At 70.1% G+C, this 26,458-nt stretch carries 26 protein-coding genes; 15 read left to right on the top strand and 11 right to left on the bottom strand.

The annotated features are described in order from the left end of the window. Positions 1 to 245: 245 nt before the first annotated feature. On the top strand, positions 246 to 2,447 hold the full coding sequence (locus tag OG870_RS29070) for a peptidoglycan recognition protein (protein ID WP_327692336.1): 2,202 nt from the start codon (positions 246 to 248) through the stop codon (positions 2,445 to 2,447). 18 nt (positions 2,448 to 2,465) lie between these two features. On the opposite strand, the gene OG870_RS29065 is transcribed toward OG870_RS29070, so the two are convergent. After that, on the bottom strand, positions 2,466 to 3,938 hold the full coding sequence (locus OG870_RS29065; protein WP_266520046.1) for an MFS transporter: 1,473 nt from the start codon (positions 3,936 to 3,938) through the stop codon (positions 2,466 to 2,468). Between the two features lie 106 nt (positions 3,939 to 4,044). Continuing rightward, entirely contained in the window at positions 4,045 to 4,437 is a 393-nt protein-coding gene (locus tag OG870_RS29060; protein ID WP_266844238.1) for a hypothetical protein, read from the bottom strand. Between the two features lie 167 nt (positions 4,438 to 4,604). Here OG870_RS29060 and OG870_RS29055 point away from each other — a divergent pair, with 167 nt between their 5' ends. After that, positions 4,605 to 5,066, top strand: a complete 462-nt coding sequence (locus OG870_RS29055) for a DUF1877 family protein (protein WP_327691701.1) — start codon at positions 4,605 to 4,607, stop codon at positions 5,064 to 5,066. A 64-nt stretch (positions 5,067 to 5,130) separates the two neighbouring features. Here OG870_RS29055 and OG870_RS29050 read toward each other — a convergent pair whose 3' ends face one another. The 3 genes from OG870_RS29050 to OG870_RS29040 form a co-directional block, all read right to left on the bottom strand. Beyond that, positions 5,131 to 5,697 carry a hypothetical protein gene (locus tag OG870_RS29050; protein ID WP_266520034.1) on the bottom strand — a complete coding sequence of 189 codons (567 nt, stop codon included), beginning with the start codon at positions 5,695 to 5,697 and terminating at the stop codon, positions 5,131 to 5,133. Between the two features lie 96 nt (positions 5,698 to 5,793). Continuing rightward, complete coding sequence (locus OG870_RS29045; protein WP_266520595.1) at positions 5,794 to 6,333, bottom strand: hypothetical protein; 540 nt, start codon at positions 6,331 to 6,333, stop codon at positions 5,794 to 5,796. 112 nt (positions 6,334 to 6,445) lie between these two features. Continuing rightward, positions 6,446 to 8,056, bottom strand: coding sequence for a beta-N-acetylhexosaminidase (locus OG870_RS29040; protein ID WP_266844865.1), 1,611 nt, complete (start codon positions 8,054 to 8,056; stop codon positions 6,446 to 6,448). Between the two features lie 206 nt (positions 8,057 to 8,262). Between OG870_RS29040 and OG870_RS29035 the strand changes: the two genes are divergently transcribed. The 10 genes from OG870_RS29035 to OG870_RS28990 all read left to right on the top strand — a co-directional run bounded on the left by OG870_RS29035 (position 8,263) and on the right by OG870_RS28990 (position 15,432). Next, positions 8,263 to 8,805: a 2-oxo-4-hydroxy-4-carboxy-5-ureidoimidazoline decarboxylase gene (locus OG870_RS29035; protein WP_266844243.1), complete on the top strand. Its 543-nt coding sequence runs from the start codon at positions 8,263 to 8,265 to the stop codon at positions 8,803 to 8,805. A gap of 229 nt (positions 8,806 to 9,034) precedes the next feature. Then, entirely contained in the window at positions 9,035 to 9,415 is a 381-nt protein-coding gene (sdhC, locus tag OG870_RS29030) for a succinate dehydrogenase, cytochrome b556 subunit (RefSeq protein WP_037884595.1), read from the top strand. A 5-nt stretch (positions 9,416 to 9,420) separates the two neighbouring features. Continuing rightward, positions 9,421 to 9,903 carry a succinate dehydrogenase hydrophobic membrane anchor subunit gene (locus OG870_RS29025; protein ID WP_266520027.1) on the top strand — a complete coding sequence of 161 codons (483 nt, stop codon included), beginning with the start codon at positions 9,421 to 9,423 and terminating at the stop codon, positions 9,901 to 9,903. A gap of 19 nt (positions 9,904 to 9,922) precedes the next feature. Then, positions 9,923 to 11,677, top strand: coding sequence for a succinate dehydrogenase flavoprotein subunit (sdhA, locus tag OG870_RS29020; RefSeq protein WP_266520025.1), 1,755 nt, complete (start codon positions 9,923 to 9,925; stop codon positions 11,675 to 11,677). Continuing rightward, positions 11,677 to 12,456, top strand: coding sequence for a succinate dehydrogenase iron-sulfur subunit (locus tag OG870_RS29015; RefSeq protein WP_266520023.1), 780 nt, complete (start codon positions 11,677 to 11,679; stop codon positions 12,454 to 12,456). The genes sdhA and OG870_RS29015 overlap by 1 nt, the downstream gene beginning before the upstream one ends. A 136-nt stretch (positions 12,457 to 12,592) precedes the next feature. After that, positions 12,593 to 13,003 carry a VOC family protein gene (locus OG870_RS29010; protein ID WP_266520021.1) on the top strand — a complete coding sequence of 137 codons (411 nt, stop codon included), beginning with the start codon at positions 12,593 to 12,595 and terminating at the stop codon, positions 13,001 to 13,003. A 94-nt stretch (positions 13,004 to 13,097) separates the two neighbouring features. After that, the gene (locus OG870_RS29005) at positions 13,098 to 13,493 is read left to right on the top strand and encodes a hypothetical protein (RefSeq protein WP_266844246.1); all 396 of its coding nucleotides are present in this window, start codon (positions 13,098 to 13,100) and stop codon (positions 13,491 to 13,493) included. Between the two features lie 5 nt (positions 13,494 to 13,498). Further along, entirely contained in the window at positions 13,499 to 13,975 is a 477-nt protein-coding gene (locus OG870_RS29000; RefSeq protein ID WP_266844248.1) for a thiol-disulfide oxidoreductase DCC family protein, read from the top strand. An 11-nt stretch (positions 13,976 to 13,986) separates the two neighbouring features. Further along, a complete protein-coding gene (locus OG870_RS28995) occupies positions 13,987 to 14,733 on the top strand; it encodes a TetR/AcrR family transcriptional regulator (protein ID WP_266844250.1) in 747 nt (248 codons plus the stop codon). A gap of 90 nt (positions 14,734 to 14,823) precedes the next feature. After that, positions 14,824 to 15,432 (top strand): Uma2 family endonuclease, encoded by a 609-nt coding sequence (locus OG870_RS28990; RefSeq protein WP_327691700.1) that lies wholly within the window; start codon positions 14,824 to 14,826, stop codon positions 15,430 to 15,432. On the opposite strand, the gene OG870_RS28985 is transcribed toward OG870_RS28990, so the two are convergent. Further along, the gene (locus OG870_RS28985; RefSeq protein WP_327692335.1) at positions 15,425 to 17,833 is read right to left on the bottom strand and encodes an MMPL family transporter; all 2,409 of its coding nucleotides are present in this window, start codon (positions 17,831 to 17,833) and stop codon (positions 15,425 to 15,427) included. The genes OG870_RS28990 and OG870_RS28985 overlap by 8 nt on opposite strands. Positions 17,834 to 18,000: 167 nt before the next feature. On the opposite strand from OG870_RS28985, the gene OG870_RS28980 reads away from it, so the two are divergent. Both OG870_RS28980 and OG870_RS28975 read left to right on the top strand, forming a co-directional pair. Beyond that, a complete protein-coding gene (locus tag OG870_RS28980; protein ID WP_327691699.1) occupies positions 18,001 to 18,690 on the top strand; it encodes a response regulator transcription factor in 690 nt (229 codons plus the stop codon). Then, on the top strand, positions 18,687 to 20,156 hold the full coding sequence (locus OG870_RS28975) for a sensor histidine kinase (RefSeq protein WP_327691698.1): 1,470 nt from the start codon (positions 18,687 to 18,689) through the stop codon (positions 20,154 to 20,156). Before OG870_RS28980 ends, OG870_RS28975 begins: the two co-directional genes overlap by 4 nt. 14 nt (positions 20,157 to 20,170) lie before the next feature. Here the strand turns inward: OG870_RS28975 and OG870_RS28970 are convergent, their stop codons facing one another. The 4 genes from OG870_RS28970 to OG870_RS28955 form a co-directional block, all read right to left on the bottom strand. Then, a complete protein-coding gene (locus tag OG870_RS28970) occupies positions 20,171 to 20,572 on the bottom strand; it encodes an ATP-binding protein (RefSeq protein WP_327691697.1) in 402 nt (133 codons plus the stop codon). Positions 20,573 to 20,668: 96 nt separating this feature from the next. After that, positions 20,669 to 22,225, bottom strand: a complete 1,557-nt coding sequence (locus OG870_RS28965) for an ABC transporter substrate-binding protein (protein ID WP_327691696.1) — start codon at positions 22,223 to 22,225, stop codon at positions 20,669 to 20,671. Between the two features lie 220 nt (positions 22,226 to 22,445). Continuing rightward, entirely contained in the window at positions 22,446 to 23,696 is a 1,251-nt protein-coding gene (locus tag OG870_RS28960; RefSeq protein ID WP_266520001.1) for a metallophosphoesterase, read from the bottom strand. A gap of 50 nt (positions 23,697 to 23,746) precedes the next feature. Next, positions 23,747 to 23,986 carry an SCO4848 family membrane protein gene (locus OG870_RS28955; RefSeq protein ID WP_266519999.1) on the bottom strand — a complete coding sequence of 80 codons (240 nt, stop codon included), beginning with the start codon at positions 23,984 to 23,986 and terminating at the stop codon, positions 23,747 to 23,749. Positions 23,987 to 24,077: 91 nt separating this feature from the next. Between OG870_RS28955 and OG870_RS28950 the strand changes: the two genes are divergently transcribed. After that, complete coding sequence (locus OG870_RS28950) at positions 24,078 to 25,352, top strand: D-alanyl-D-alanine carboxypeptidase family protein (RefSeq protein WP_266519996.1); 1,275 nt, start codon at positions 24,078 to 24,080, stop codon at positions 25,350 to 25,352. Here the strand turns inward: OG870_RS28950 and OG870_RS28945 are convergent. After that, positions 25,300 to 26,211: a YihY/virulence factor BrkB family protein gene (locus OG870_RS28945; protein WP_266519993.1), complete on the bottom strand. Its 912-nt coding sequence runs from the start codon at positions 26,209 to 26,211 to the stop codon at positions 25,300 to 25,302. The genes OG870_RS28950 and OG870_RS28945 overlap by 53 nt on opposite strands. Positions 26,212 to 26,458: the final 247 nt, after the last annotated feature.

Genomic DNA, 26,458 nt, shown 5'->3' with positions numbered 1-26,458 from the left:
GCAGCCGATCTTGTTCCCGATGAAGTGGCACCGGGACAAGTTGAATCCCCGGTTGCGCGCGTCCTGATATCCGGAGAGGCGGGCTCGTCGGGGGCGACGGCGGCGACGACCTCCGAGTGACGTTCGGCCGGAGCAGCGCGCTGCGTGTATGTGCCACCTGCAGTGACCGGTGTGGCAGTCGTGTTCTTTTTCAAGGGGTGGGGTAGTTGAGTCCTCGCGGTACGCGTGCGTACAGACCGCTGAGCCTGAAGAGGCGGGCGTGGATCACTCTCGGTGCGGTGGTTCTGGGTGGCGGGGGTGTCGTGACGTACGCCGTCGCCAGCCCGTCCTCCGATCACGGAACCGAGGGACAGGCCAAGCGGCCGGTGAGGGTCTACGACCTCGCGTTGAAGGGCACCGCGAGCGGCAAGCGGGAGCTGCCGCGCACGGAGACCAAGCAGTTCTCCCTGCTCGGCGTCTCCTGGACGGGCGCCACCAAGCGGCTGCCCGGCACGGCCCAGGTGCGCACCCGCAGCAGCGAGACCGGCGAGTGGACCGCCTGGAAGGACCTCGAGGCGAACGTCGACCCGCTTCAGGACCCGGAGGCGGGCGCCGACGCGCGCGGCGCGTCCGAGCCGCTGTGGGTCGGCCCCTCCGACGGCGTCCAGGTCCAGGTCGTCCACAAGGACGGCTCCACCAGCTCCGGGCTGCCCAAGGGGCTTGAGGTCAACCTGGTCGACCCGGGGGTGGCGACCGCCGCCGAGCAGAAGGCCGAGCCGGCCGCGTACGTGGCGGATGTGACGCCCACGGACTCCGCGTCCCCGACCGACACCGCGTCCCCGACCGACACCGCATCGCCGACCGACACCGCGTCCCCGAGCGAGTCCGCGTCCCCTTCGGCGAGCGCCTCCGCGAGCCCGACGGCGACCACGCCCACCGCGCCGGCGTCCACCGTGCCCGAGCCGCCGATCGTCTCGCGGGCCGACTGGGGCGCGGACGAGTCGCTCAGCCCCGACCCGTCGGAGTACAACGCCGATGTGAAGGCCGTCTTCGTGCACCACACGGACGGCACGAACGACTACTCGTGCGCCGACTCGGCAGCGATCGTCCGGGGCATCTACGCGTACCACACGCAGACCAACGGCTGGAACGACGTCGGCTACAACTTCCTGGTCGACAAGTGCGGCACGATCTTCGAGGGCCGCAAGGGCGGCGTGGACCTGCCGGTGCTCGGCGCGCACACCTACGGCTGGAACCGCGAGTCGGCCGGCATCGCGGTGCTCGGCGAGTACACCTCCACCGGCGCCTCCACCGCCGCCCTGACCTCGATCGCCCGGATCGCGGCGTGGAAGCTGGGCCAGTACGACGCCGACCCCGCCACCACCGTGCAGCTCAAGGCAGGCGCGACCCAGACGAACTACTTCGGGACCAGCTTCACCGCGGGCAGCTCGTACACGTTCAACCGGATCTCCGGCCACCGGGACGGCTACAACACCCAGTGCCCGGGCGGCTCGCTCCACGCCCAGCTGCCGACGATCCGCGCCTGGGCGTCCGGCCCGGTGCAGGGCCTGAAGGTCACCCCGCTGTCCGGCGCGGGCCTGTCCGGCTCGACGTACTACACCAAGGGCGCCATCACGGCGAAGTGGTCGACGACCACGCCGGGCTCGCTGATCTCCAGGTTCGAGCTGCTGGTGGACGGCAAGGTCGCCGCCACCGCCTCGGGTACGTCCACCTCGGCCGGCGCGACCCTCGCCCTGGGCACCCACACCGTCGCCGTGCGTGCCGTGCACCAGTCCGGCAAGACCACGACGACCGACGCGATGAACGTCGTCGCGGAGACGACCGCACCGACCTTCACCACCGCGCCGAAGCTCTCCCTGCGCACCGGCACGGTCAACACCAGCGCCGTCCCGGTCACCCTCGGCTGGAAGGCGACGGACAACGCCGCCCTGAAGTCGGTGAGCCTGCTGACCCCGACGACGGCCACCTTCGGCCCGACCACCACCAGTTCCAGCCGCACCGCCGCATCCGGCACCGCGAGCACGTGGTCGATGACGGCGTACGACTACGCGGGCAACACCCGTACGTCGTCCGTGTCCTTCACCCCGGTGATCCTCCAGGAGACCTCGGCCACCAAGTCCGGCAGCTGGACGGCCCGTTCCTCCACCAGCTACCTCGGCGGCAAGTCGTACTCCAGCGGTTCGAAGGGCGCGAGCCTCAGCTGGACCTTCACCGGACGCTCCGCCTCCTGGGTGGTCAGCCGTGCGTCCACCTCCGGTCAGGCGTACGTCTACGTCGACGGCGTGAAGGTCAGCACCGTCGACCTGAAGTCCTCGACCACCCTGTACCGCCAGGCGATCTGGACGAAGACCTGGTCGTCCAGCGCCAAGCACACGGTGAAGATCGTGGTGGTCGGCACCAGCGGCCGCCCGACGATCACGACGGACGGCCTGGTCTACCTCAAGTAGCCGACATCACCCGGCAGTTCACATGGCCGTGTCGACCGGTTCGGGCGTCCGCTCCTGCGTGGCCTGCGGAGTGGGCACCCGGTCCGCGTTGATGACCACGCCCGCGATCAGCGCGGCCAGCAGCAGCGCGCCCAGCGCCCAGTAGGTGGCCACGTTGAAGCCGTGCACCGTGGCCTCGGCCGCCAGCCGCCGCCGGTCGACGCCGGGCCCCGCGTGCGCGGCCAGATAGGTCGCCGTGACGCTCGCGGCGATCGTGTTCAGCAGGGCCGTACCGATCGAACCGCCCACCTGCTGGGCCGTGTTGAAGGTCGCCGAGGCCGCGCCCGAGTCACGCGGCGCGACACTTCCGGTGGCCAGCGAGATGGAGGTCATCATCGCCGTACTCATGCCGAGACCCAGCATCAGCATGCCGGGCAGCACGTGCGAGGCGTACGCCGGCTCCACGCCGACCTGCGCGATGACCGCGAGACCGCCCGCGGCCACGAGCAGCCCCGGCACGATCAGGAACCGCGGCGGCACCCTGCCCAGCAGCCGCGCCGCGATCTGCGTCGACCCGACGATCATCGCGGCCGTCATCGGCAGATACGCGAGGCCGGTCTTCAGCGGGGACCACCCGAGGACGCCCTGCAGGTAGTACGTCAGGAAGAGGAAGACGCCGAACATCCCGACGGTGACGAACAGCGTGGTCAGGAAGGCGCCGACGCGCTGCCGCTCCTTGATCACGGACATCGGCAGCAACGGCACCCGCGCCCGGGTCTGCCACAGCGCGAACGCGGCGAGCAGGACGACCCCGGCGACCAGCAGGGTCACCACCAGGCCGTCGCCCCAGCCCCTCGACGCCGCCTCGGAGAAGCCGTACACCAGCGACAGCATCCCGGCCGAGCCGAGCAGTGCGCCCGGCACGTCGAGACGGGCGTCGGGGTGCCGTTGTCCGGGGGTGAGCAGCGCCGACGCGCCGGCGAACGCGATCAGGGCGACCGGTACGTTCACGTACAGGCACCAGCGCCAGTCCAGGTACTGGGTGAGCAGGCCGCCCGCGAGCAGCCCGATCGCCGCGCCCGCTCCGACGATCGCCCCGAACACGCCGAAGGCCTTCGCCCGGTCCTTCGGATCGGTGAACGTCGTGGTGAGCAGGGACAGCGCGGAGGGCGCGAGCAGTGCGGCGAACACGCCCTGCAGGGCCCGGGCCCCGAAGAGCATCCCCTGTCCCGCAGCGGCCCCGCCGAGCGCGGAGGCGGCCGCGAAGCCGAGCAGCCCGATCATGAAGGTCGTCCGGCGGCCGACGAGGTCGGCGACCCGGCCGCCGAGCAGCAACAGCCCGCCGAAGGCGAGGGTGTAGGCGGTGATGACCCACTGCCGGTTCCCGTCCGACATGTTCAGGTCGGCCTGGGCGGACGGCAGGGCGATGTTCACGATGGTCATGTCGAGGACGACCATCAGCTGGGCGAGCGCGATGACGACCAGCGTCCACCAACGGCGGTTGTCGGCCATGGGGGCCTCCCGAGTCGGACCGTCCCGAGGTCGCCTCCATGCTCCCTCCGGGCACCACCGTTTGGGAACGCCAGCGTCTCTTATTACGGCGATTTTGCCGCCTCGGTCACCTTCGGACGCCATCGGTCGCGTCCCGGCACAGCAGTCGCAGCGACCCGTCGCCGGCGAAGCAGCGCCGGGCCTCGTCGAGGGGGTCCCACATCCGCCCGTCCGGGGTGCGGATCCAGTGGTCGCCACCGGTCGCCCACCACTCGGCACCGGTCTGACGGACGATCACTTCACCGGCGTAGGCCCCGAAACCGCGCAACGCGCTCTCCACGGCGGCGTACGGCGCCGCCTCGCGCCGTATCCCCTCGATCATCCGGTCGACGCGCCACAGGCTCTGTGCCGAGTAGTCGAGGCGCAGCCGCGCCCCCTCACGCATCGCCGCGACGGCGTCCGCCGCCCACCGAACGGGCTTCGTCGCCGCGTTCGGCCTGGTCTCGTGGAAGGTAGTCACCTACCCAGGAGCGGGGTCGGCGGGCCGTTCGTCACGCGATTTCCGGGGGGTTTCCCAGACCGGCGCAGGACCGCCCCACGGCCACCCCAGGACTGTCACAGGACTCCCTCAGGTACGCGTCGTGCCCGGGAGTGACGCTTCGCCTCTGCCGTGCGCTCCTTTCACTGATGAGCCAGTACTTCCATCTCCGCGCGGTGCCGCCCTCGGCCCTGCGCAACAGCGCGAACTGGCTGCAGCGGCTGTTCGAGGACGACTGGGACACCGTGCGCCGACGAATCGACCGGCACCGGGAGGAGATGCTGGACAGGAGCTACCTCGACCAGAACACCCTCTACGCGGGCGCCGACGTGATCCTCGGCGGCCGCCCGGTACCCCACCCCGACCCGGACGAGCCACCGTTCCTGATCCTGACCGCGGCCCTGACGGCCCGGGTCGCGGCGTTCCTCGAAGCGGCCGACTTCGAGACCCTGTGGCAGTCGGCCAGGGAGCCCCTTCTCCGCGCCTACGGCGGCCCCGACGCGGAGCCGCAACTCCACGCCCTGTTCGCGGCGACCCACCGGGACATGACGGCCTTCTACACGCGCACGGCCGAGTACGGCGACGCGGTGGTGAAGTGCCTACTGCACTGATCCACGGCACTGAACCACCGCACTGACCAACGGCACCGGGACCCCGCAGCCGCACGGCACCGTGTCACGCCCGCCGGGCCCGACGCGAGACGACCGCCCGCAGCACCCGGCGCCCCTCGGTCGACACCTCCAGCGCCCGGCGCACTCCGGCCGCGCCGTGGCCGGCGAGGAGCTCCAGCACGGTGACCTGCCGCCGCAGCTCCGCGGCGACGAGCGGCGACATTCCCTCCGTACGCCCCTCCCGGCGGGAGTCGACCGACGACGCCCGGTCGGCGAGCGGATCGAGCAGCCGGTGTATCTGCAGCGCGGCGACGGAGCAGGCGTCGGCCCACACCCGCACCTGGGCGGCGGACCGGTCGGCGGGCGCGGCGGCCAGCATCCGGCGGGCCAGCAGCGCGGCCTCGCTCTCGCCGGGCTCCTCGGGCCCGCCGAGCTTCCCGCGCGCGTGCTCCAGCCCCTCGCCCCAGCCGCCTGTGTCACCGGTGTCGTCGGCGTCCGCGAGGCTGGCCCAGAGGGGTCGCAGAATCTCGTCGTCGCCGCCCAGCAGGGGCACGCAGCGATCCAAACAAGCCAGCCCGCTGGCGGCCAGTCCGCGCTCGTCGGCCTGAGCGATCAGTTCCACCAGGCTCATCCACGCCTCCTTCTGCGGGTCCTCTACGAGGCCCAGCAGGGCTCTTCCCTTACGGAGCCCGCACTTCCCCTTACTGCGTGCGACGGCCCGGGAGTGTCACAGCGGCACCACGCCCAGCCGGTCCAGCAGGCGGAAGAAGAGGTTTTCGGCCAGAGAGTCCCCCTGCTCAAGCGAATTCGAGAGCGGGGGAGGATCGGCGTCGGCGGTCAGCACGTCGAGCAGCGGCTCGACGTCGACGTCGTGCCCCGCCTCGGCGGCCCAGGCGACCGCCCGGCCGGCGGCGTCACCGGGCTGGAGGAAGTAGTCCTCGATCGTGAGCCCCTCGTTCCCGGCGCCGAGGTATCCGGCCATCGCGGCCCGCGCCAGGCAGGTCGTCCACGCCCCGCTCTCGGGCGCCGCCGCCTCCACGACGACCGAGGCGCTGTCCATCACGTATCCGAAGAGCGCGGGCGCCCCGGTCTCCCGGGCGAGGACGTTCATGTTCCCGACCTCGCCGTCCCCGCTCGCGTACTCCCACACCTGCCAGCCGCCGGGCGCCTCGGCCCGCAGCTCCATGCCCGTGGCCCCGGCCAGCGCGTCGAGTTCCGCGAGCGGCCGCTCACTGCGGCCCACGACCCAATACCCCCAGTAGCCCATCCCTGGCCCCCACAGCTCCGTCGGCTCCGGCTCGGCCGAATACACCACAGCCGTACGCCTGTTCGCAGCCGTATGCGCCAAGACGCCCCGCGCCCCTGCACCCCGGTCGCGCTCAGCCCAGCTGGTCGGCCAGGGCCTTGAACTGCGCCCACGACAGCGCCGGCCGCCTTGGATCCCACAGCTTCTGGACCGTCGCCCGCAGCGGCATCCGGATCCCGGCGGCGACCTGGTCCTGCGTCTGCGACCCCGCGAGGTCGCACCAGACCGCGAAGGACCCGCCGAGGATCTGCCCGTCGTACCTCGCCGGCACCGCCTGGGTGCCGCGCACGACGAGCGGGGTCCACTGCTCGTAGATCCGCTGCCCGGTCGGGTAGACGAAATTGTTCGGCTGGCCCAGGACGTAGTACAGGAACTCGTCGTTGTAGTTGATCAGCTTGCGCCCGGCGCTCAGGTACTCCACCGGCGGCCGCGCCCCGATCTCCTTGCCGGTCCAGTACCCGACCCGCAGGTCCTTGGCGGGCTGCACGGACGTCCCCCGGAAGAAGCCGTCGTTCCACACCCGCATCGTCCGGTCGTGGGCCCGCATCGTGTCGGCGCGGTCGTTCAGCCACGCGGTGGTGAGGTCGGCGACGGTCCCCCCGGCCCCGTACGCGTCCTTGGCGGCGGCGGCCAGCTGCGGATAGGAGGCCTCCGGACTGGACACCATCAGCGCCTGGTACTCGTCCCCGCCGAGATTCCACTTGCTGCCGGGGAACAGACCGGCGTACTCGTTCAGCAGGTCGTCGACGATGTCGGCGGCGGCCGGCTTGGAGATGTCGACGGCACCCTTCGCCGCCACCCCCTGCGCGTTGCGCAACTGCAGATCGGGGTGGGCGGCGATGACCGCGCCCAGATGCCCGGGCGAGTCGATCTCGGGCACCACGGTGATGTGCCGGCTCGCGGCGAGGTCGACGATCTTCTTGACCTCGGCCTTCGTCAGATGCTGCTGCGAGACGATCTCGGGATGCGTGTCGGACGCGATCCGGAACCCCTGGTCGTCGGAGAAGTGCAGTCCCAGCTCGTTGAACTTCAGGTCCCCGAGCTCCCGCACCCGGTCCTCGATCCAGGCCGCGGTGAAGGGCTTGCGCGCGATGTCCAGCATGAACCCGCGCACCGGCTTGGCGGGCTCGTCCTTCACGACCCCCTCGGGCGCCGTGCCGCCGCGGTGCACCTCCTGCTTGAGCGTGCGCGTGCCGTAGAAGACACCCGCGTCGCTGGGCCCGCTGATGACGACACGCCCACCGCGCACGGTCATCGCGTACGACTCCGGGTCCGCACCCTCGTCGTCGTTCAGCGTCAGCCGTACGTCCCCGGCGCGCACGTCGTCCTTCTCGCCCGCGTACGTCAGCCCCAGCTCACCGGCGATCAGACGGCCCTCGTCGGCCAGATCGGCGTCGTTCACGACCACGCGCTCACCGCGCACCGCACGCCAGCCCGGCCCGCGCGCCGCGGTGTGGGAGCGCACGGCGGGAATGGTGCGGGGAGCCTTCGAGAGGGCGTACGACCGGTTCGGGGTCGGCTTCGGAGTCCGGTTGGGCGAGACCTCGGGCGCGGCGGCGGACCGGTCGACGGAGGGCTGCTGCCGCTGCGCCGATCCCGCCGGGCTGCTGTCGTCGCCGGAGGCCCAGAAACCCAGGCCGATCCCGAGCGCGACCGTCCCCGCCAACGCGCCCGCGACGATCATCCGCCTGCGCTTCGGGTTCTGCGTCGGAGGCCGACGCCTGTGCTGGCTCACGGCGCCAACCTATGGCCCATGGACGGCGCGGCGCGTCCACCACGCGTTCCGAAACTCTCCCCTGCGGGTGAAATTCGGGCATCCGTCGGACACGTCACGCCCACACTCGATAACGTGAGGTCACACCTCTCACAGCATCCTCTGCCGAAACACACGTGACGCCCACACACCTTCCTGGCCGAGTCGCCGCGATACCGGCGCTGCCCGAGCAGATCCGCACTCCACCGTCCACGAACGGACTGGGGGAGTTCAACACCGCGCCCGCAGACGAAGCACAGCGCCTCCTTCTGACCTGCCTCCGCAGCCTCTGCTGGTCCCACCGGGTGGCGGAACACCGCCCCTACCCGGACCTCGAGTCCCTACTCGCCGCCTCCGACGAAGCGGCCTACGACCTCTCCCCCGCCGACCTGGCGGAAGCCCTGGCCGGCGAGACATTGCCGACATTGCCGGAGGGAACGTATTCAGCTGCACATACGGCAATGAGTGCCGCACATGCAGCATACGAGGCAAAGTTCGGACACGCCTTCGTCATCTGCCCGGACGGCCTCAACCCGGCCGAGACCCTGGACCACGTCCTGGCAGGCATCCGCGCCCGCCTGTCGAACGATCCGGAGGAGGAACGGGTGATCGCGGCAGAGGAACTCCGCCGCCTGGCCAGAGGCCGCCTGCTGCAGCTCCTCGGGAGCACGGGGCTTTAGAGAGCCCCGGGCTGCGGAGAGAGCGCGGGCCCTAGATAACGGGCCATCCCACCCCAGAAGCCGCAACGCTCACCCATCCGCGTGCCACTTTGATCACACCGGTAGGCCCCCCGTAAGCGCCGAGGCGCCACACAGATAGCATGCTGGGGGCCGGTGGACCGTACCCGGCCGGGCCCGACCGACAGCACAAGCCGGCGCGGCCCCAATCCCCGCTCCCGGAGGGACTTCCGTGCCGGCTGGAACGCTGTACCGCGGCCGGGAAGGAATGTGGTCCTGGGTGGCTCATCGAGTCACCGGCGTCCTCATCTTCTTCTTCCTGTTCGTTCACGTGCTGGACACCGCTCTCGTCCGTGTCTCCCCCGAGGACTACGACAAGGTCGTAGCCACGTACAAGACCCCGATCGTTGCTGTGCTGGAGTACGGCCTCGTCGCCGCCATCCTCTTCCACGCACTGAACGGCCTGCGCGTCATCGCCGTCGACTTCTGGTCGAAGGGCCCGCGCTACCAGAAGCAGATGCTCTGGTCCGTCGTAGGCCTGTGGGTCGTGCTGATGCTCGGGGCGATCTACCCCGTCCTCGGTCACGCCGCTCGTGAACTGTTCGGGAGCTGACACCGATGGCCACCACTGAATCCACCGCGTCCGGCGTCGGCCCCGTCGAGGGCGAGTCCCTCTACGACGTCGACAACCCGGCGCCCCTCATCGAGGCCCCGCGCAAGCGCACCAAGAAGTCCCCGAAGTCCACCCGGGGCAACTTCGAGATGGCCGCCTGGCTGTTCATGCGCCTGTCCGGCATCGTGCTGGTCGTCCTGGTCCTGGGCCACCTGCTGATCCAGCTCGTGCTGGACGGCGGCGTGTCGAAGATCGGCTTCGCGTTCGTGGCCGGCCGCTGGGCGAGCCCCTTCTGGCAGGTCTGGGACCTGCTGATGCTGTGGCTCGCGATGCTGCACGGCGCCAACGGCCTGCGCACGGTCATCAACGACTACGCGGAGCGCGCGAACACCCGGCTGTGGCTCAAGGGCCTGCTCTACACCGCCACGGTGTTCACCATCCTGCTGGGCACGCTGGTGATCTTCACCTTCGACCCGAACATCCGCTAGGCACGGGGCTGCGAGAATCATGAAGATCCACAAGTACGACACAGTCATCGTCGGCGCCGGTGGCGCGGGCATGCGCGCCGCCATCGAGTCGACGAAGCGCAGCCGCACCGCCGTGCTGACCAAGCTCTACCCCACCCGCTCCCACACGGGCGCCGCGCAGGGCGGTATGGCCGCCGCGCTGGCCAACGTGGAGGAGGACAACTGGGAGTGGCACACCTTCGACACGATCAAGGGCGGTGACTACCTGGTCGACCAGGACGCCGCCGAGATCCTGGCGAAGGAGGCCATCGACTCGGTCCTCGACCTGGAGAAGATGGGCCTGCCGTTCAACCGGACGCCCGACGGGACGATCGACCAGCGCCGCTTCGGCGGTCACAGCCGTAACCACGGTGAGGCCCCCGTACGCCGCTCCTGCTACGCGGCCGACCGCACCGGCCACATGATCCTCCAGACGCTGTACCAGAACTGCGTCAAGGAGGGCGTGGAGTTCTACAACGAGTTCTACGTCCTCGACCAGCTGATCACCGAGGTCGACGGCGTGAAGCGCTCGGCCGGTGTCGTGGCGTACGAGCTGGCGACCGGCGAGATCCATGTCTTCCAGGCGAAGGCCGTGATCTACGCGTCCGGCGGCTGCGGCAAGTTCTTCAAGGTGACGTCGAACGCGCACACGCTGACCGGTGACGGCCAGGCCGCCGTCTACCGTCGCGGGCTGCCGCTGGAGGACATGGAGTTCTTCCAGTTCCACCCGACCGGCATCTGGCGCATGGGCATCCTGCTGACGGAGGGCGCCCGTGGTGAGGGCGGCATCCTCCGCAACAAGGACGGCGAGCGCTTCATGGAGAAGTACGCGCCGGTGATGAAGGACCTCGCGTCGCGAGACGTGGTGTCGAGGTCGATCTACACGGAGATCCGTGAGGGCCGCGGCTGCGGTCCCGAAGGCGACCACGTCTACCTCGACCTCACGCACCTCCCGCCGGAGCAGCTGGACGCCAAGCTCCCGGACATCACCGAGTTCGCGCGCACGTACCTCGGTATCGAGCCGTACACGGACCCGATCCCGATCCAGCCCACCGCGCACTACGCCATGGGCGGCATCCCGACGAACGTCGAGGGTGAGGTCCTCACGGACAACACGACGGTCGTCCCGGGCCTGTACGCGGCCGGCGAGGTCGCCTGTGTCTCGGTGCACGGCGCGAACCGTCTGGGCACGAACTCCCTCCTGGACATCAACGTGTTCGGCCGCCGGGCCGGCATCGCCGCGGCGGAGTACAGCCAGAAGGCGGACTTCGTCGAGCTCCCGGAGAACCCGGCGGAGCTGGTGGTCGGCCAGGTGGAGGCGCTGCGCTCCTCCACGGGCACCGAGCGCGTGGCGGTCCTGCGCCGCGAGCTGCAGGAGACCATGGACGCGAACGTCATGGTGTTCCGCACCGAGCAGACGATCAAGACCGCGGTCGAGAAGATCGCCGAGCTGCGCGAGCGCTACAAGAACGTCTCGATCCAGGACAAGGGCAAGCGGTTCAACACCGACCTGCTTGAGGCCGTCGAGCTGGGCAACCTGCTCGACCTGGCCGAGGTCATGGCGGTGTCGGCCCTGGCCCGCAAGGAGTCCCGCGGCGGTCACTACCGCGAGGACTACCCGAACCGCGACGACGTCAACTTCATGCGCCACACCATGGCGTACCGCGAGGTGGGCGACGACGGCACCGAGTCCATCCGTCTCGACTACAAGCCGGTCGTCCAGACCCGCTACCAGCCGATGGAGCGTAAGTACTGATGGCAACCCCCGTTCTGGACAAGGCGGACGCGGCCGGCGAGCCCGAGCCCGGCTTCGCCGACTCCCCGTACATCACGGTCACCCTTCGCGTCCGCCGCTTCAACTCCGAGGTCTCGGCGGAGGCCACCTGGGAAGACTTCCAGCTGGAGATCGACCCCAAGGAGCGCGTCCTCGACGCCCTCCACAAGATCAAGTGGGACATCGACGGCACGCTGACCTTCCGCCGTTCCTGCGCGCACGGCATCTGCGGCTCGGACGCGATGAGGATCAACGGCAAGAACCGTCTTGCCTGCAAGACCCTCATCAAGGACATCAACCCCGCGAAGCCGATCACGGTCGAGCCCATCAAGGGCCTGACGGTCCTGAAGGACCTGGTCGTCGACATGGACCCGTTCTTCCAGGCGTACCGCGACGTCATGCCCTTCCTCATCACGAAGGACACGAACGAGCCGACGCGTGAGCGTCTGCAGACGGCCGAGGACCGCGAGCGCTTCGACGACACGACGAAGTGCATTCTCTGCGCCGCCTGCACGTCCTCGTGCCCGGTCTTCTGGAACGACGGCCAGTACTTCGGCCCGGCCGCCATCGTCAACGCGCACCGCTTCATCTTCGACTCGCGCGACGAGGCCGGCGAGCAGCGCCTGGAGATCCTCAACGACCGTGACGGCGTGTGGCGTTGCCGCACGACCTTCAACTGCACGGACGCCTGCCCGCGCGGCATCGAGGTCACGAAGGCGATCCAGGAGGTGAAGCGAGCGCTCATCACGCGCCGCTTCTGATCTCCGTTCTCGTACGGTTCGCCGTTCTTCCACGGTGATGTGAGCCCCGTCCCCGGTTTCGTACCGGGGCGGGGCTCACTCGCGTCCGCACCACTGAATCACCGGTTCCGGCCGCCTTCCCACCTATTCTGACGGTATGTCAGATGACCAGTCGTACGAACTGCTCGGATTCGACAACGTCCTGCTGCCCGTCGGGGACCTCGGCACGGCGGTCGACTTCTTCGAGCGCGCCGGGTTCGCGGTGGGCTTTCGGTTCGACGAGGCCGGGATCGCGCTGCTGAAGGTCGGGGGCGAGACGCCCGGGATCCTGCTGCGACAGGAGGAGGGGCTGGGGCATCGGCCACCGCCGTGGCCCTCACCGCGCCTGTGGGTCGAGGTGACCGACGCGCGGGCGGCGGCCCGCGCGCTCGCCGCGGTGGGCATCGCACCCCTGGACGAGCCCTTCTCCGTGGCCACCGGCTGGACCGTCGAGATCGCCGACCCATGGGGGAACGTCATCGGATTCACCGACTACAGCAAGCGCCCGGAGCTGGGCCGCCGCCCCTGACGCCATTGAGGCCCTCTCCAGCTTGAACGCGTTCAAAAACAGGTCTACAGTCATCTCTGTCAGCGTTTTGAACGCGTTCAAGAAGAGGTGGGGCATGGACCGCACGGTCGTCGCCTACGTCATATACCTGCTGGTCAGCATCGCGCTGACCATCTGGGTGGCCCGCACGCTCAGCCGCAACGGGCGGATCTTCCTCGCCGACGTGCTGCAGGGGAACGAGAAGCTCGCCGAGGCCGTCAACCACCTCCTGGTGGTCGGCTTCTACCTCGTGAACCTCGGCTTCGTCGCCCTCTACCTGAGCGGCAACGAGACCATCGAGGACACCCGCCAGATCTTCGAGGCCCTGTCGACCAAGCTCGGCGTGGTGCTGCTGGTGCTCGGCGTGATGCACCTGGGCAACGTGTACGTCCTCAACCGGATCCGGCGGCGTGGGCTGATGGAGCGGGAGCAGGTGCCCCCGGTCGCGCCGCAGGACTGGGTCGGGGCGTGAGGGACATGAGCACCCCCACGGCGGACCGGGTCCCGGTCCGCCGGCTCACCCTCCTGTACGACGCCGAGTGCTCGCTGTGCACCTTCCTGCGCGACTGGCTCGTACGACAGCCGCAGCTCGTGCCGTTGGAGCTCCTGCCCGCCGGATCGGAGCAGGCCCGGCGCCGCTTTCCCGCGCTCGACCACCGCGCCACCCTCGACGACATCACCGTCGTCGGCGACGCGGGTCAGGTCTACCGCTCCGCCGCCGCCTGGATCGTCACCCTGTGGGCACTGCGCGAACACCGGCCGCTCGCCCACCGGCTCAGCACACCGGCGGGGGCGAAGCTCGCCAAAGGAGCGGTGCTGGCTGCGGCGAAGTGGCGGGGCGCGCAGCGGGGCAGGCAGGTGTACCGCAGTGCGGACGGGTGGGCCTACGACCCGAGGCAGGGCTGGACGTACAGCGCACCCGGCTGTGACGGCAGCTCCTGCGTCACCCCGTAGGCTGTCCTTCCGTGCCTGCGAAGAACGACGGCCCCGACGGGGGCGGCAACCCGACCAAGTCCGAGCAGACCCGTGCGCTGATCCTGGAGACCGCGATGCGGCTGTTCCAGGAGCGGGGCTACGAGAAGACGACGATGCGGGCCATCGCCCAGGAGGCCGGGGTCTCCGTCGGCAACGCGTACTACTACTTCGCCGGCAAGGAACACCTGATCCAGGGCTTCTACGACCGGCTCGCCGCCGAGCACCGGGTGGCTATCCGGGAGGTCCTGGACCGGGAGACCGATCTGGAGGCGCGGCTCGCGGGCGTCCTGAAGGCGTGGCTGGACATCGCGACGCCGTACCACGAGTTCGCGGTGCAGTTCTTCAAGAACGCCGCCGATCCGGACAGCCCGCTCAGCCCCTTCTCCCCCGAGTCGGAGCACGCGCGCATGGAGGCGATCTCCGTCCACCGCGAGGTGCTGGCGGGGGCGACGAAGACCAAGGTTCCGGACGAACTCCGGGATGTCCTGCCCGAGTTGATGTGGCTCGCCCAGATGGGGCTCGTGCTGTACTGGATCTTCGACCGGACGGACGGGCGGGAGCGCAGCTACCGGCTGGCCGAGCGGGGGGCGCGGCTGACGGCTCGCGGTGTGTCGCTGGCCCGGTTCCGGGTGCTGCGGCCGCTGGTGCGCGAGGTGCACGAGCTGTTCACGGACTTCCTGCCGGGGATGACCAGGGTGCTGCCGGATCCGGGGGGCAGGGAGAAGCGCGGCGAGTGATCACTTTCGGGTGAAGCGGTTCGAACGGGACACCTGGTCCTCCGCCTGCCTACGATGATGCTCTCGACACCAGCCCACAGGAGGCACGCGATGTCCGCAGCATCCGTCGAGCGGCCCCACGGCGACCGTCCGCTGATCGCGGAGGCGAACCGGCTCATGGAGCGGCTTCCGGGTTACCGCGTCGAGATCATCGGAGGCCAGATCCTCGTGGCTCCGCCCCCGGACGGCCCTCATGGCGATGTCCTGACCGACCTCCTGCTGCTTTTCGCGAGCGCGGGTCTGCACGGAGTGGAGTCGAGGCTGATCCAGGGCCTGGGCCTATGGCTGCCGACCGGCACCGAGGACTACTGCATCCCCGATCTCTCCCTGGTCGACGCCGATTACCAGGACCACCTCGCCGAGAACAACTGCTACGACCCCGTCTGTTTCCGCCTGGTCCTGGAGGTGACCTCCAGCAACTACCGCACCGACCTGCGCGACAAGGTCAAGGCGTACGCGAGCGGCAAGATCCCGGTCTACGTCATCGTCGACCGCAAGCACCAACGCCTCCACGTCCTCACCGGCCCCGCCGGGGATGCCTACGAGAACCACCGCCCGTACTCTCCCGGCGAGACCGTCACACTGCCCGCGTCGATCGGCGCCGAGGTCACCCTCGACGTCGACCGGATCCTCAAGGCCGCGCAGCAGAAGGCTAATTGACCGCGTCCACCTCCCCTTCCGCCAGCTCCACGTCGTACACCTGCGGTCCGTCCGCCACCACGACGTGTGCCGCGCGGGAGCCGTAGGACGTCGCGGTCGTCGCCAGCAGATACGTCCCCGGAGCCGGCACCGACACGATGTACGAGCCGTCCGCCAGCGACGTCACCCGGTCCAGCTGGCGTCCGCCCTTCGACAGCAGCGTCACCGAGGCGCCGTCCACCGGCTCACCGTCGGCGGTGCGGATGAAGCCGTGGACCACCGAGGCAGGGCCCTCCGCGGCCGACGACGAGGCCTCCGCGTCCTCCTTCGGCTCGACCGCCAGGTGCGGCAGCCGCTTCTCCAGCCACGCCGGCAGCCACCAGTTGGAGTCGCCGAGCAGATGCATCGCGGCCGGCACCAGAGCCGTACGGAGGATGAACGCGTCCAGGGCCACGGCGGCGGCCAGGCCCACGCCCGCCGTCGCCGCCCCCGAGTCGCCGCTCAGGACGAACGCCAGGAACACGCAGACCATGATCAGGGCCGCGGAGTTGATGACCCGGCTGGTCTCCGCGAGGCCGACGCGCACCGCGCGCGCGTTGTCCCGCGTGTGCACCCACTCCTCGTGCATCCGGCTCACCAGGAACACCTGGTAGTCCATCGACAGCCCGAACAGCAACGACAGCATGATGACGGGCAGGAAGGCGTTGATCGGGCCCTCCTTGCCGAGGCCGAGCAGGTCCAGGCCCCAGCCCCACTGGAAGACCGCGACGAGGACGCCGAAGGAGGCGGCCGCGGCGATCAGGTTCATCAGAGCCGCCGTCAGCGGGACCACCAGGGAGCGGAAGGCGACCAGCAGGAGCAGGAACCCGAGGCCGATGATCGTCGCGATGAACAGGGGCAGGCGGTCGCCCGTGACCGACGCGAAGTCCTTCGAGACGGCTGTCACGCCGCCCACGTGCGCCTGCGCACCGGCCCGCGGGATCACGTCGTCCCGCAGCGTGTCGATCAGGTCGTCCGTCTCCTTGGACTGCGGTGACGTCTTCGGCACGACCTGGATGACCGTCACGCCCTTCGCGGGCGGCAGTGCGGCGACCCGGGCGACCCCCGGTGTCGACTGGATGCCCTTGACGAGGGTGGCGGTGTCGCCGCTCTCGGAGACCACCTGGAGCGGGCCGTTGAAGCCGGGCCCGAAGCCCTCGGCCAGCAGGTCGTACGCCTTCCTGGTGGTCGTCGACGCGTCGTCGTTGCCCTGGTCGGTGGCGCCGAGGCGGAGTGACAGCACGGGGATGGCGAGGACGGCCATCACGACCAGGGCGAGGGCGGCGATCCTGCGGGGGCGCTTCTGCACGTTCGACGACCAGCGTGCCGCCATGCCGCTCACCCCCTCCGGCTCGGGCCCACTGGCCGCGAGCCGGCGGCGCTGGCGGCGGCTGAGGACGCGTGGGCCGAGGAGGCCGAGCAGGGCCGGGAGCAGGGTGGTGGCCGCCAGCACGCTCAGCACGACCGTGATCGAGGTGCCGATGACCACGCCGTCCAGGAAGTGCAGTCGCGTCACGAGCATGCCGGCGAGCGCGATGCACACCGTGCCGCCCGCGAACAGCACCGCCCGACCCGAGGTGTTGAGCGCCGTGACGGCCGCCTCCTCGGGGGCCAAGCCGCGTTGGATGCCGCGCCGGTGCCGGGTGACGATGAACAGGGCGTAGTCGATGCCGACGCCGAGGCCGATCAGGGACGCGAGCAGCGGGGCTATGTCGGGGATGTCGGTGGCGTGGCTGATGAGTTGGGTGGAGAAGAGGCCCATGCCGACGCCGAAGACCGCGATGGCGATCGGCAGCAGCATCGCGAAGAGCGAGCCGAAGGCGAGGAACAGCACGACGGCCGCCGCGACGATGCCGACCATCTCCGACAGGCCCTGTGGCGGCTCCTGGACCCGCTGGATGGCCTGCCCGCCCAACTCGACCTGCAGTCCGCCGCGTTCGGCGTCCCGCGCGGTGTCGATGACGTTCTGGACGAGGTCCTTGGGCACCTCGTTCGCGCGTTGGGTGAAGGTCAGCTGGGCGTACGCGATCCTGCCGTCGCCGCTGATCTGGGCCGCGCCCCGGGCTCCGGCGTAGGCGCTGGTCACCTCACCGACGCCGGACATCTTCGCGATTCTGTCCAGGGCCGGCTGGATCCGGTCCTTCACCGCCCGGTCCTTCACCGAGCCGCCGTCGACCTTCCACACCACCGTGTCGGTGTCGCCCGAGGTGTTCGGGAAGGCCTTCTCCATCAGGTCGTACGCGCTCTTGGAGTCCGTGTCGGGGAGGGAGAACACGTTCGCGTAGTTCGTGCCCGCCGCGGAGGCCGAGAAGCCCAGCCCGAACAACGCCCCCACCCACAGCAACAGGACCACCAGCCGGTGCCGATAGCACCACCGTGCCAATGCCGCCACGTTCAACGCTCCTTTGTCGGTCGTCGGTTGGTCCCCCAGGTCCTGGGCACCAGGATTGGCGGCGGCACGCACGCGTGGACACCGGGCGCCCATGACTCTCAAGGAACTCCAAAGACCGATCCGGCCCGACTGTCAGTGGGCCGCCCGATACTGGGGGCATGACGACGGCTCCAGGCACCGTGCTGGTGGTGGAGGACGAACCGAGCATCGCGGACGTCCTCGCCATCGCCCTGCGCTACCACCGGTTCGAGGTGATGATCGCGGGCACCGTCCGCGAGGCCCTGGCGCTGGCCGAGCGCACCCGGCCGGACGCGGCGCTGCTCGACGTCATGCTCCCGGACGGGGACGGGCGGGCCCTGGGCCGCGAGCTGCGCGCGAGGCGGCCCGACCTGGCGCTGGTGTTCCTCACCGCCCGCGACTCGCCCGCGGAGGTGGTCGGCGCGCTCGGCTTCGGCGACGACTACATCACCAAGCCGTTCAACATCGACGAGGTCGTCGCCCGCGTCACCGCGGTCCTGCGGCGCACCCGCACGGCCGACGTCCTGCCGCAGCGGCCACCCCTGAGGTACGGCGACCTGGAGCTGGACGAGACGACGTACAGCGTCCACCGCGCGGGCCGCACCGTCGAACTCACCCCCACCGAGTACGCCCTGCTGCGCTTCCTCGTGCGCAACGGCGGCCGGATCGTGCCCAAGGAGCAACTCCTGCGCCACGTCTGGCAGTACGAGCACACGCCGCCCGAGTCGACCGTGGTCGAGACGTACATCAGCTATCTGCGCCGCAAGCTGGACGCCCTGGGGCCACCGATGATCACCACGCGGCGCGGTGTGGGATACGGGCTGGCATGAGGACCCCACGCATCCGCTGCAAGCGTGGCGTGCACTCCCTGCGCGCCAAGCTGACCCTGGCGAACGTCGCCCTGCTCGCCCTCGGCATCGCGGCGACCACCGCCGTCAGCCTCATGGGCATGCGGTACTACCTGCTCGGGCAGGTCGACACCCAGCTGACCCGGATGCGTGACTCGCTGGGTCAGTCGCAGCTCACGATCCGGCAGATCGACTCGCTGAGCGCCCTGGGATTCGTCCGCGACCGGCTGGTCCCGGACGGCACGAACAAGGAGCGGTCGTCACCGGGCTCGATCTACACCGCCGTCGACCGCCACGGGGCTGCCGTCGGTCTTCTGGGCGTCAGGCCCACCGAGGCGCAGCTCGGCCTGGCCCACTCGGTCCACGACGCCAAGGCGCTCGCCCGGGACTCCGATCCGCACGACGTGACGGTGCACGGCGACTCGTACCGGGTCACCGCCGTGCGTCTGTCCGACGGCAAGTACGTCCTCATGGCCACCTCGACCGAGGCCCTGCACGCGGGCATGAGCAAGGCCCTCCGGCTCGATTTCGCCGTCGGCGGACTGCTGCTGGCGCTGCTGGCCTGTCTGACGCTGTTCAGTGTGCGGCGCCGGATGCTGCCGCTGGAGGACATGGTGGAGACGTCGTCGGCGATCGCCGAGGGCGACCTGACCCAGCGCATCCCCTCCAGCACCCATCCGACGCAGGAGGTCGAGCAGCTGCGCCTCGCCCTCAACTCCATGCTCCACCAGGTCGAGTCGGCGTACCGCACGCGCGAGCACAGCGCGGCCCAGCTGCGCCGCTTCGTCGCCGACGCCTCGCACGAGCTGCGCACCCCGCTGTCCGCGATACGCGGTTATCTCCAGCTGTACGACAGGGGCATGCTCAGTGATCCCGACGAGCGCAAGCGCGCCTGGGAGCGGGTGCTGGCGGAGACGGACCGGATGGGGCGGCTGGTGGACGAGCTGCTCACCCTGGCCCGGCTCGACCAGCAGCCCGAACTGCGCTTCAGGAACGTCGACCTGAGCCGTCTGGTACGGGACGCGGCCGAGGACCTGCGGGCGCAGCAGCCGGAGCGGCCCATCACGGTGGGCGCCGACGGCGCCCTGCTGGTGCACGCCGACGAGTCGGGGCTCAGACAGGTGCTGGGCAACCTGGTGGGCAACGCCCGCACGCACACGCCCGCGGATGCGCCGGTGCGGCTGGACGTGGAGCGGAAGAACGGGGTCGTTCGGGTGTGCGTCGCGGACGAGGGTCCGGGGCTCGGCTGCGAGGACGCGGCGCGGATCTTCGACCGCTTCTTCCGGGCCGCCGGGGGCGCGGGCAGCGGGCTGGGGCTGGCGATCGTGCAGGGCGTGGTGCAGGCGCACGGCGGGGAGGTGGCGGTGCGCACCTCGCCGGGCGACGGTCTGGCGGTGACGGTCACGCTGCCGGCGCGGCCCGCCGCAGGGTCGGCGCACTCCCCGTAACTCCCTTGCACACCTCAGGCGTTGGCGATGACGAGCGCCCACACCGTCTTGCCGTGGCTCCCCCTGCTCCACACTCCCCAGGCCGCCGCGACGTGCTCCACCAGATGCAGCCCGCGGCCGGTCTCCTCCCCCTCGCGGACCAGCCGCAGCCGGGGCTCCGTCCGGCCCTCGTCCGACACCTCTATGAGACAGGAGCCGTCCGCGAGCGCCGTCACGGCCACCTCGAACTCCCGCTCAAGGAGCGGCCCGTGGCGTACGACGTTGGTCGCCAGCTCGGACACCAGCAGCACCGCGTCCGCCAGCGCGGGATCACCCGGCCGATGTCCCCAGTCGGCCAGATGGTCCCGGACCCGGCGCCGGGCCAGACCGACGGAAGCCGGATGCCGGGGCAACCGGAAGGAGTTGCGTCTCAACACCTTTGCTCCTCACCCCACACACACCTCCGCCACATCGTCCTGCGTGGAGTGAGCCTTCGGCGTGTCTCGGGCGAATGTCAATGCCGCGAGTTCGCGTCAGATCCAGGTGAGGCTCCAGAGCCGGAACACGCCGGTGCCGTCGTCGAGGTACTGGCCGCCGCCGACGTCCTCGTTGCTGAGGACGTACTCCTTGCCCTGCCACAGCGGGATGACCGGCACATCGCGGGCGGCGTCGCGCTGCAGCGTGATGAAGTCCGAGGCGGCGTCCTCACGGTCGGCGTACTGCCGGCTCTGCTGGATCAGCCGGTCGACGCCCCCGTCGCTGTAACCGGTCTTCATGGTGGAGCCGGTGCCGACGAGCGGGGCACCGAAGGTGTCCGCGTCCGGGTAGTCGGCGACCCAGCCGACGGCGTACGCGTCCAGCTTTCCGGACGCCCAGCGCTCCTGGAAGGCGGTCCACTCGTAGCCCTTGAGAGTCACCTTGAACAGCCCGCCGGCCTCCAGCTGCTTCTTGAGCGCCGTGGCCTCCTCCTCGGAGGAACCACGGTTCTTGGCGTAGCCGTAGGTGAAGCGGACGGGCGCCGTCACACCGGCCTCGGTGAGCAGGGCCTTCGCCCTCTTCACGTCCTGCCTGGGGTAGGCGTCGAAGAACGACGTGGTGTGGCCGGTGATGCCCGTCGGGATCAGCGAGTACAGCGGGGCGACGGTCCCGTCGTACACCGTGGCGGCCAACTGCTCGCGGTTGACCAGCCAGGCCATGGCCTGCCGGACCCTGACGTCGTGCAGGGGCGAGCTGGCGCGGGTGTTGAGGTAGAGGTTGCGGGTCTCGGAGCTGTCGGACTCGGACAGACGCCGGCCGGGGTCGCTCGCCGAGAGCCCGGACAGGACCTTGGGCGGCAGCTGGCGGGTGGCGACGTCGATCCGCTTCGCGTCCCAGGCCTTGTCGAGGGCGTCCGAGTCGACGTAGTAGAGCAGGTCTACGGGCCGGCCGGTGTCCTTGAGGGCGCCCTTGTAGTCCTCGTTCGGCGCGAGAACGGCCTTCTTGCCCTTCGTGTACTCCGTCAGCTCGTACGGTCCGGTGCCGTCCACGCCGGCGTCGGTGCGCAGGCCGTCCTTCGGGTACTTGGTGCTGTCGACGATCGAGCCGGCCCCGGTGGCCACCTTGAACGGGAAGGTGGCGTCGGGCGAAGACAGGTGGAAGGTGACGGTCAGGCCGTTCGCGCTCACCGAGCGGAGCGTGCTGAACAGGGAGGACGGGCCGACGTCCGACTTGATCGCCTTGACCCGGTCGAAGGAGAACTTGACGTCCTCGGCGGTCATCGTGCGACCGCCGGGGAAGGTGAGCCCCGACTTCAGCCTGCAGCTGTACGTGGTCAGTTGCCTGCCTCTGAAGCCGCAGCTCTGGGCCGCGTCGAGCACCGGCGAGGTGCCGCCCGGCTCGAAGGTCAGCAGTGACTGGAACACGTTGCTGAACAACGCCCAGGAGCCCGCGTCGTAGGCGCCGGCCGGATCGAGCGCCGTGACCTCGTCCGTCGTGCCGACCCGGATGGTCTTTCCGGTGTCCTCCTGCGACGGCAGCAGTTGCCAGCCGCCCACTCCCACGCCCGCAAGTACCAGAAGCGACGCGAGAATGCGCATGCGAACCGAACGCATCGGTTTGCCCTCCCCCGCCCCGAAGGGCCCCCACCCCAAGCGCCACCCCCTAGTGGCGCGGCTCACCTAATCACACGTGTTTCAGCTGAGGGAAGAGGGATCTGGTGAGTTGAGACCGAAGTTGCCGCAAGGGGTTTCCGCCACGTTTCACAGCGCCGTCACAGGATCCGTCCTGTCCCGGATGGTCGTGCAAGCGGTCACCACGGACGGCGCGGGACCGTCAGGCTCGCGTCGAGGCCAGTTCGATCACCGTGATGTCCGACGGCGCCCCCACGCGCGTGGGCGGTCCCCAGGCGCCCGCGCCGCGGCTGACATACAACTGTGTGTCGCCGTAGCGCTCCAGGCCCGCGACGGTCGGATTCGCGGCCGCGGCGACGAAGTTGCCGGGCCAGAGCTGGCCGCCGTGGGTGTGGCCGGAGAGCTGCAGGTCGACGCCGTGCCTGACGGCGTCGTGGATCTGGACCGGCTGGTGGGCGAGGAGTACGCACGCGCGTGCCGTGTCCCGGTCGCCGAGCGCCTTGGCGAAGTCGGGGCCCTGGCCCTCGCTCTCGCCCGCGATGTCGTTGACACCGGCGAGGTCGAACCAGGGCAGTTCGGTACGGGCGTTCTCCAGCGGGTGCAGCCCGAGCCGCCGCACCTCCTCGACCCACTGCTCGGCGCCGGAGAAGTACTCGTGGTTGCCGGTGACGAAGTAGGAGGGCGCGTTCAACTGCGCCAGCGGTGCCGCCGCCGGGCCCAGGTTCTTCACGCTGCCGTCCACCAGGTCGCCGACGACCGCGACGATGTCCGGCTGGGTGGAGTTGATCGTGTCGACGACCTTCTGCGCGAAGCCCCGGCCGAGGATCGGGCCCAGGTGGATGTCACTGACCACCGCGATGCGGTAACCGTGCGCCGCGCGCGGGAGTTTGGCCAGCGGCACGGTGACGCGCTTCACACTCGGGCCGCGCAGGACGCCGTACGTGCCGTAGCCGACCGTCCCCACGGCGGCAGCAGCGGCGGCCCCGGCGACGACCCGGGAGACGAAGAGGCGACGCGAGGGCTGCGGGGCGGACTCCGGCCCGGTCCCGGCCGTCTGCCCGGGCTCCGGCGCCTTCGGGGGTACGGATCCTGCGGGCACCGGCTGCGTCTGCGGTACGGCGGCGGCCTCCGTGGCACGCGCCCGCCGCTCCAGCAGGCGGCGCAGCACCGGCCGTACGACCTCGCCCGCCACCACGCCCAGCAGCAGGTAGACCGACAGCGCGAGCCACAGGAAGCCCGGCCAGGCCAGGACCTGCTGGAGCCAGAAGGGCGCGCCGGCGCGCTCGGTGACGAGGGCCCCGACGGCGAGCAGCCAGCCGCCCGTGATCACCGCCGCACCCGCTCGACGGGCGAGGCCCGGACCCCGGGTCGTGTCGCGGAACAGACGGCGCCAGAGGTACCAGTTGCCCGCGACGAGAACGCCCAGGGCCAGCACTCCGAAGACGATGACCACCGTGCTGTGACCCCCCGTGCGGGTTCCGTCGTTCTGTTCAGCTTTGTCGGTTATGACGTCTGGCGCAAAGCGCGCAGTCCGCGCAACCCGATGCCCCCGATGACCGTCCCCAATACGAAGGAGACGACAGCGAGCGTCAGGTGCACCCAGAAGTACGCCGTCGGATGGCCGTCGTCGAAGGCGAGGCCGCTGCCGTCCTTGACCAGGTTCTTTACGAAAGTGACCCAGATGACCCAGCTCCACACCCCGAAGGCGAGCAGGAACCAGGAGACGGGGCGACTGAGCTTCATGCGTTCAGTATCGCCGCCACCCGTTCCGTTCCGTGGCCGGGGTGGGGTGGGAGGCGGGACTTCACGCCGTGTGGCATGTACGTTCTCGTCCGTGCCCGCACCCCAGAAGACCGTCAGGCGATCCCTGCTGGTCACCTCCGCCGCCCTGTCCTCGCTCGCGCTGACCGCGCCCGTCGCCCTCGCGGCCCCCAGTCCCTCCACGAGTCCGTCGGCCACTCCCCCGGCGAACATGTCGAGCGTGGGCGGCACCCGTCTCGGGCAGCCGGGGACCCAGGTGGACCTCGGCAGGGGCGCACCGGTGCTCCCCAAGGACATCACCGCGCGCTCCTGGGTCGTCGCGGACGCCGAGTCGGGCGAGGTGCTCGCCGCGCACAACGCGCACTGGCGGCTGCCCCCGGCGAGCACGATGAAGATGCTGTTCGCGGACACGGTGCTGCCGAAGTTCCCGAAGACCCAGAAGCACAAGGTCGTGCCCACCGACCTGGCGGGCATGGGCGCCGGCTCCAGCATGGTCGGGATAAAGGAGGGCGAGACGTACTCCGTGCGCGATCTGTGGCTCGGCGTCTTCCTGCGCTCCGGCAACGACGCGGTGCACGTCCTGTCGGCGATGAACGACGGCGTCGACAACACCGTCAAGGAGATGAACGAGCACGCCGAGGAGCTCCAGGCCCTCGACACGAACGTGGTCACACCCGACGGCTACGACGCCCCCAAGCAGGTCTCGTCCGCGTACGACCTGACGCTGTTCGCCCGCTCCGGGCTGCAGAAGAAGGACTTCCGCGACTACTGCTCGACGGTGCGGACCGCGTTCCCCGGTGAGACGAAGAAGGGCGAGAAGGGCAAGTCGGTCCGCGATTCCTTCGAGATCCAGAACACCAACCGGCTGCTGACGGGCGACTCCGACGTCGACGTCTACCCGGGCATCGCGGGCGTCAAGAACGGCAACACGACGAACGCGGGCGCGACCTTCACCGGTGTCGCCGAGCGGGGCGGCAGGGTGCTGCTCGTCACCGTCATACACCCCGAGAAAAACGAGCACAACGAGGTCTACAGGGAGACCGCCAAGCTCTTCGACTGGGGCTTCAAGGCGGCCGGGAAGGCGAAGCCGATCGGCGCGCTGGTGGCGCCGAAGAGCGCGGAGGCGAGCGCTCAGCCGGGCGCGAACGCGACGGCGGGCCAGGCGGGCGGGGCCGGTGCCACGTCGGGCAAGCCGGTGGCGAGCGACTCGACTCGGGTCCGCTCCGGCGGCATGGGAGTCGCCCTCGCCATAAGCGGTGGGGCGCTGGTGCTGCTCGCGGCGGCCGCGTTCCTGGTCAACCGCCGCTGGCCGCTGCCGGATCTGGTACGTCGCCGGACTCGTCCGTGAGCACCTCCTGCTCCTTGCTCTGCGTCGCCGTCCACGCGGCGCAGAACAGGACCAGTTTCGCGGTGAAGTTGATCCACAGCAGCAGCGCCACGGGTACGCCGAACGCGCCGTACATGCTCTTCGCGGCCACGCCCTGCATATAGCCGCTCAGCAGCGCCTTCAGCAGTTCGAAGCCGACCGCGCCGATCAGCGCGGCGACCATCAGCCGGTGGCGCGACGGTTCGACGCCGGGCAGCAGCGTGAGGACGTACAGGAGCAGCAGGAAGTCGGCCAGCACGGAGACGGCGAAGGCGGCGACGTACAGCAGGATCCCGCCCCAGCCGCCCTTCTCGAGGCCTATCTGCCTGGTGATCCAGCCGACCATCGCGGAGGCGACGGTGGAGGTGGCGAGCGTGACCAGTACAGCGCCGCCCATGCCCACGAGGATCCCCAGGTCCTTGGCCTTGCGCAGGATGGGGTTCTCCTCCTCGTCGGGCAGCTCCCACACCGCGCGCAGACAGTCCCGCATGGAGCCCGCCCAGCCGATGCCGGTGAGCAGCAGCACAGCGCCCGCGATGAGGCCGATGGTGCCGGCGTTGTCGACCAGGTTGTGGATGTCGAGCTGGTCGGAGATGCCGGGAACCTGTTCGGCGATCTTGTCCTGGAGGTCGCTCTGCTGCTGCTTGCTGAGCGTGGAGGCGGCGATCGCGGCGGCCACGGTGAGCAGCGGGAACAGCGCGACGAAGCTGGTGAACGTCATCGCGGCGGCGAGCCTCGCCCACTTCACCCGGTCCAGACGCTCGTACGACCGCCACGCGTGCGTGAGCGTCAGGCGCGCCAGCAGCGGCCCGACGACGGGGAGCTTCTTCAGCCAGTCCATGATCCGACTCTGCCCTCGGTACGGAAGACCAATGTGTGAGTACCCCGAATGCGCCCGACAGGCGCCGGGATATGGGCCGACATCCCTTTAGTCACCAATTTCGGGGAGACGGGTCATGTTCCCTGCGAGTCGGCCACGCGGGGACGAATAGAAACAAATTGGCGATATAGGGGCGATACGGTCGCAGGTATGTCTGCCGACACCGTTCCCGTCACCGTGACGGGCCCGGGGCCTGTCCGACCTGCCC

This window comes from Streptomyces sp. NBC_00461 (genome assembly GCF_036013935.1).
GTDB lineage: Bacteria > Actinomycetota > Actinomycetes > Streptomycetales > Streptomycetaceae > Streptomyces.
This window is presented reverse-complemented; position numbering and strand designations above follow the sequence as displayed.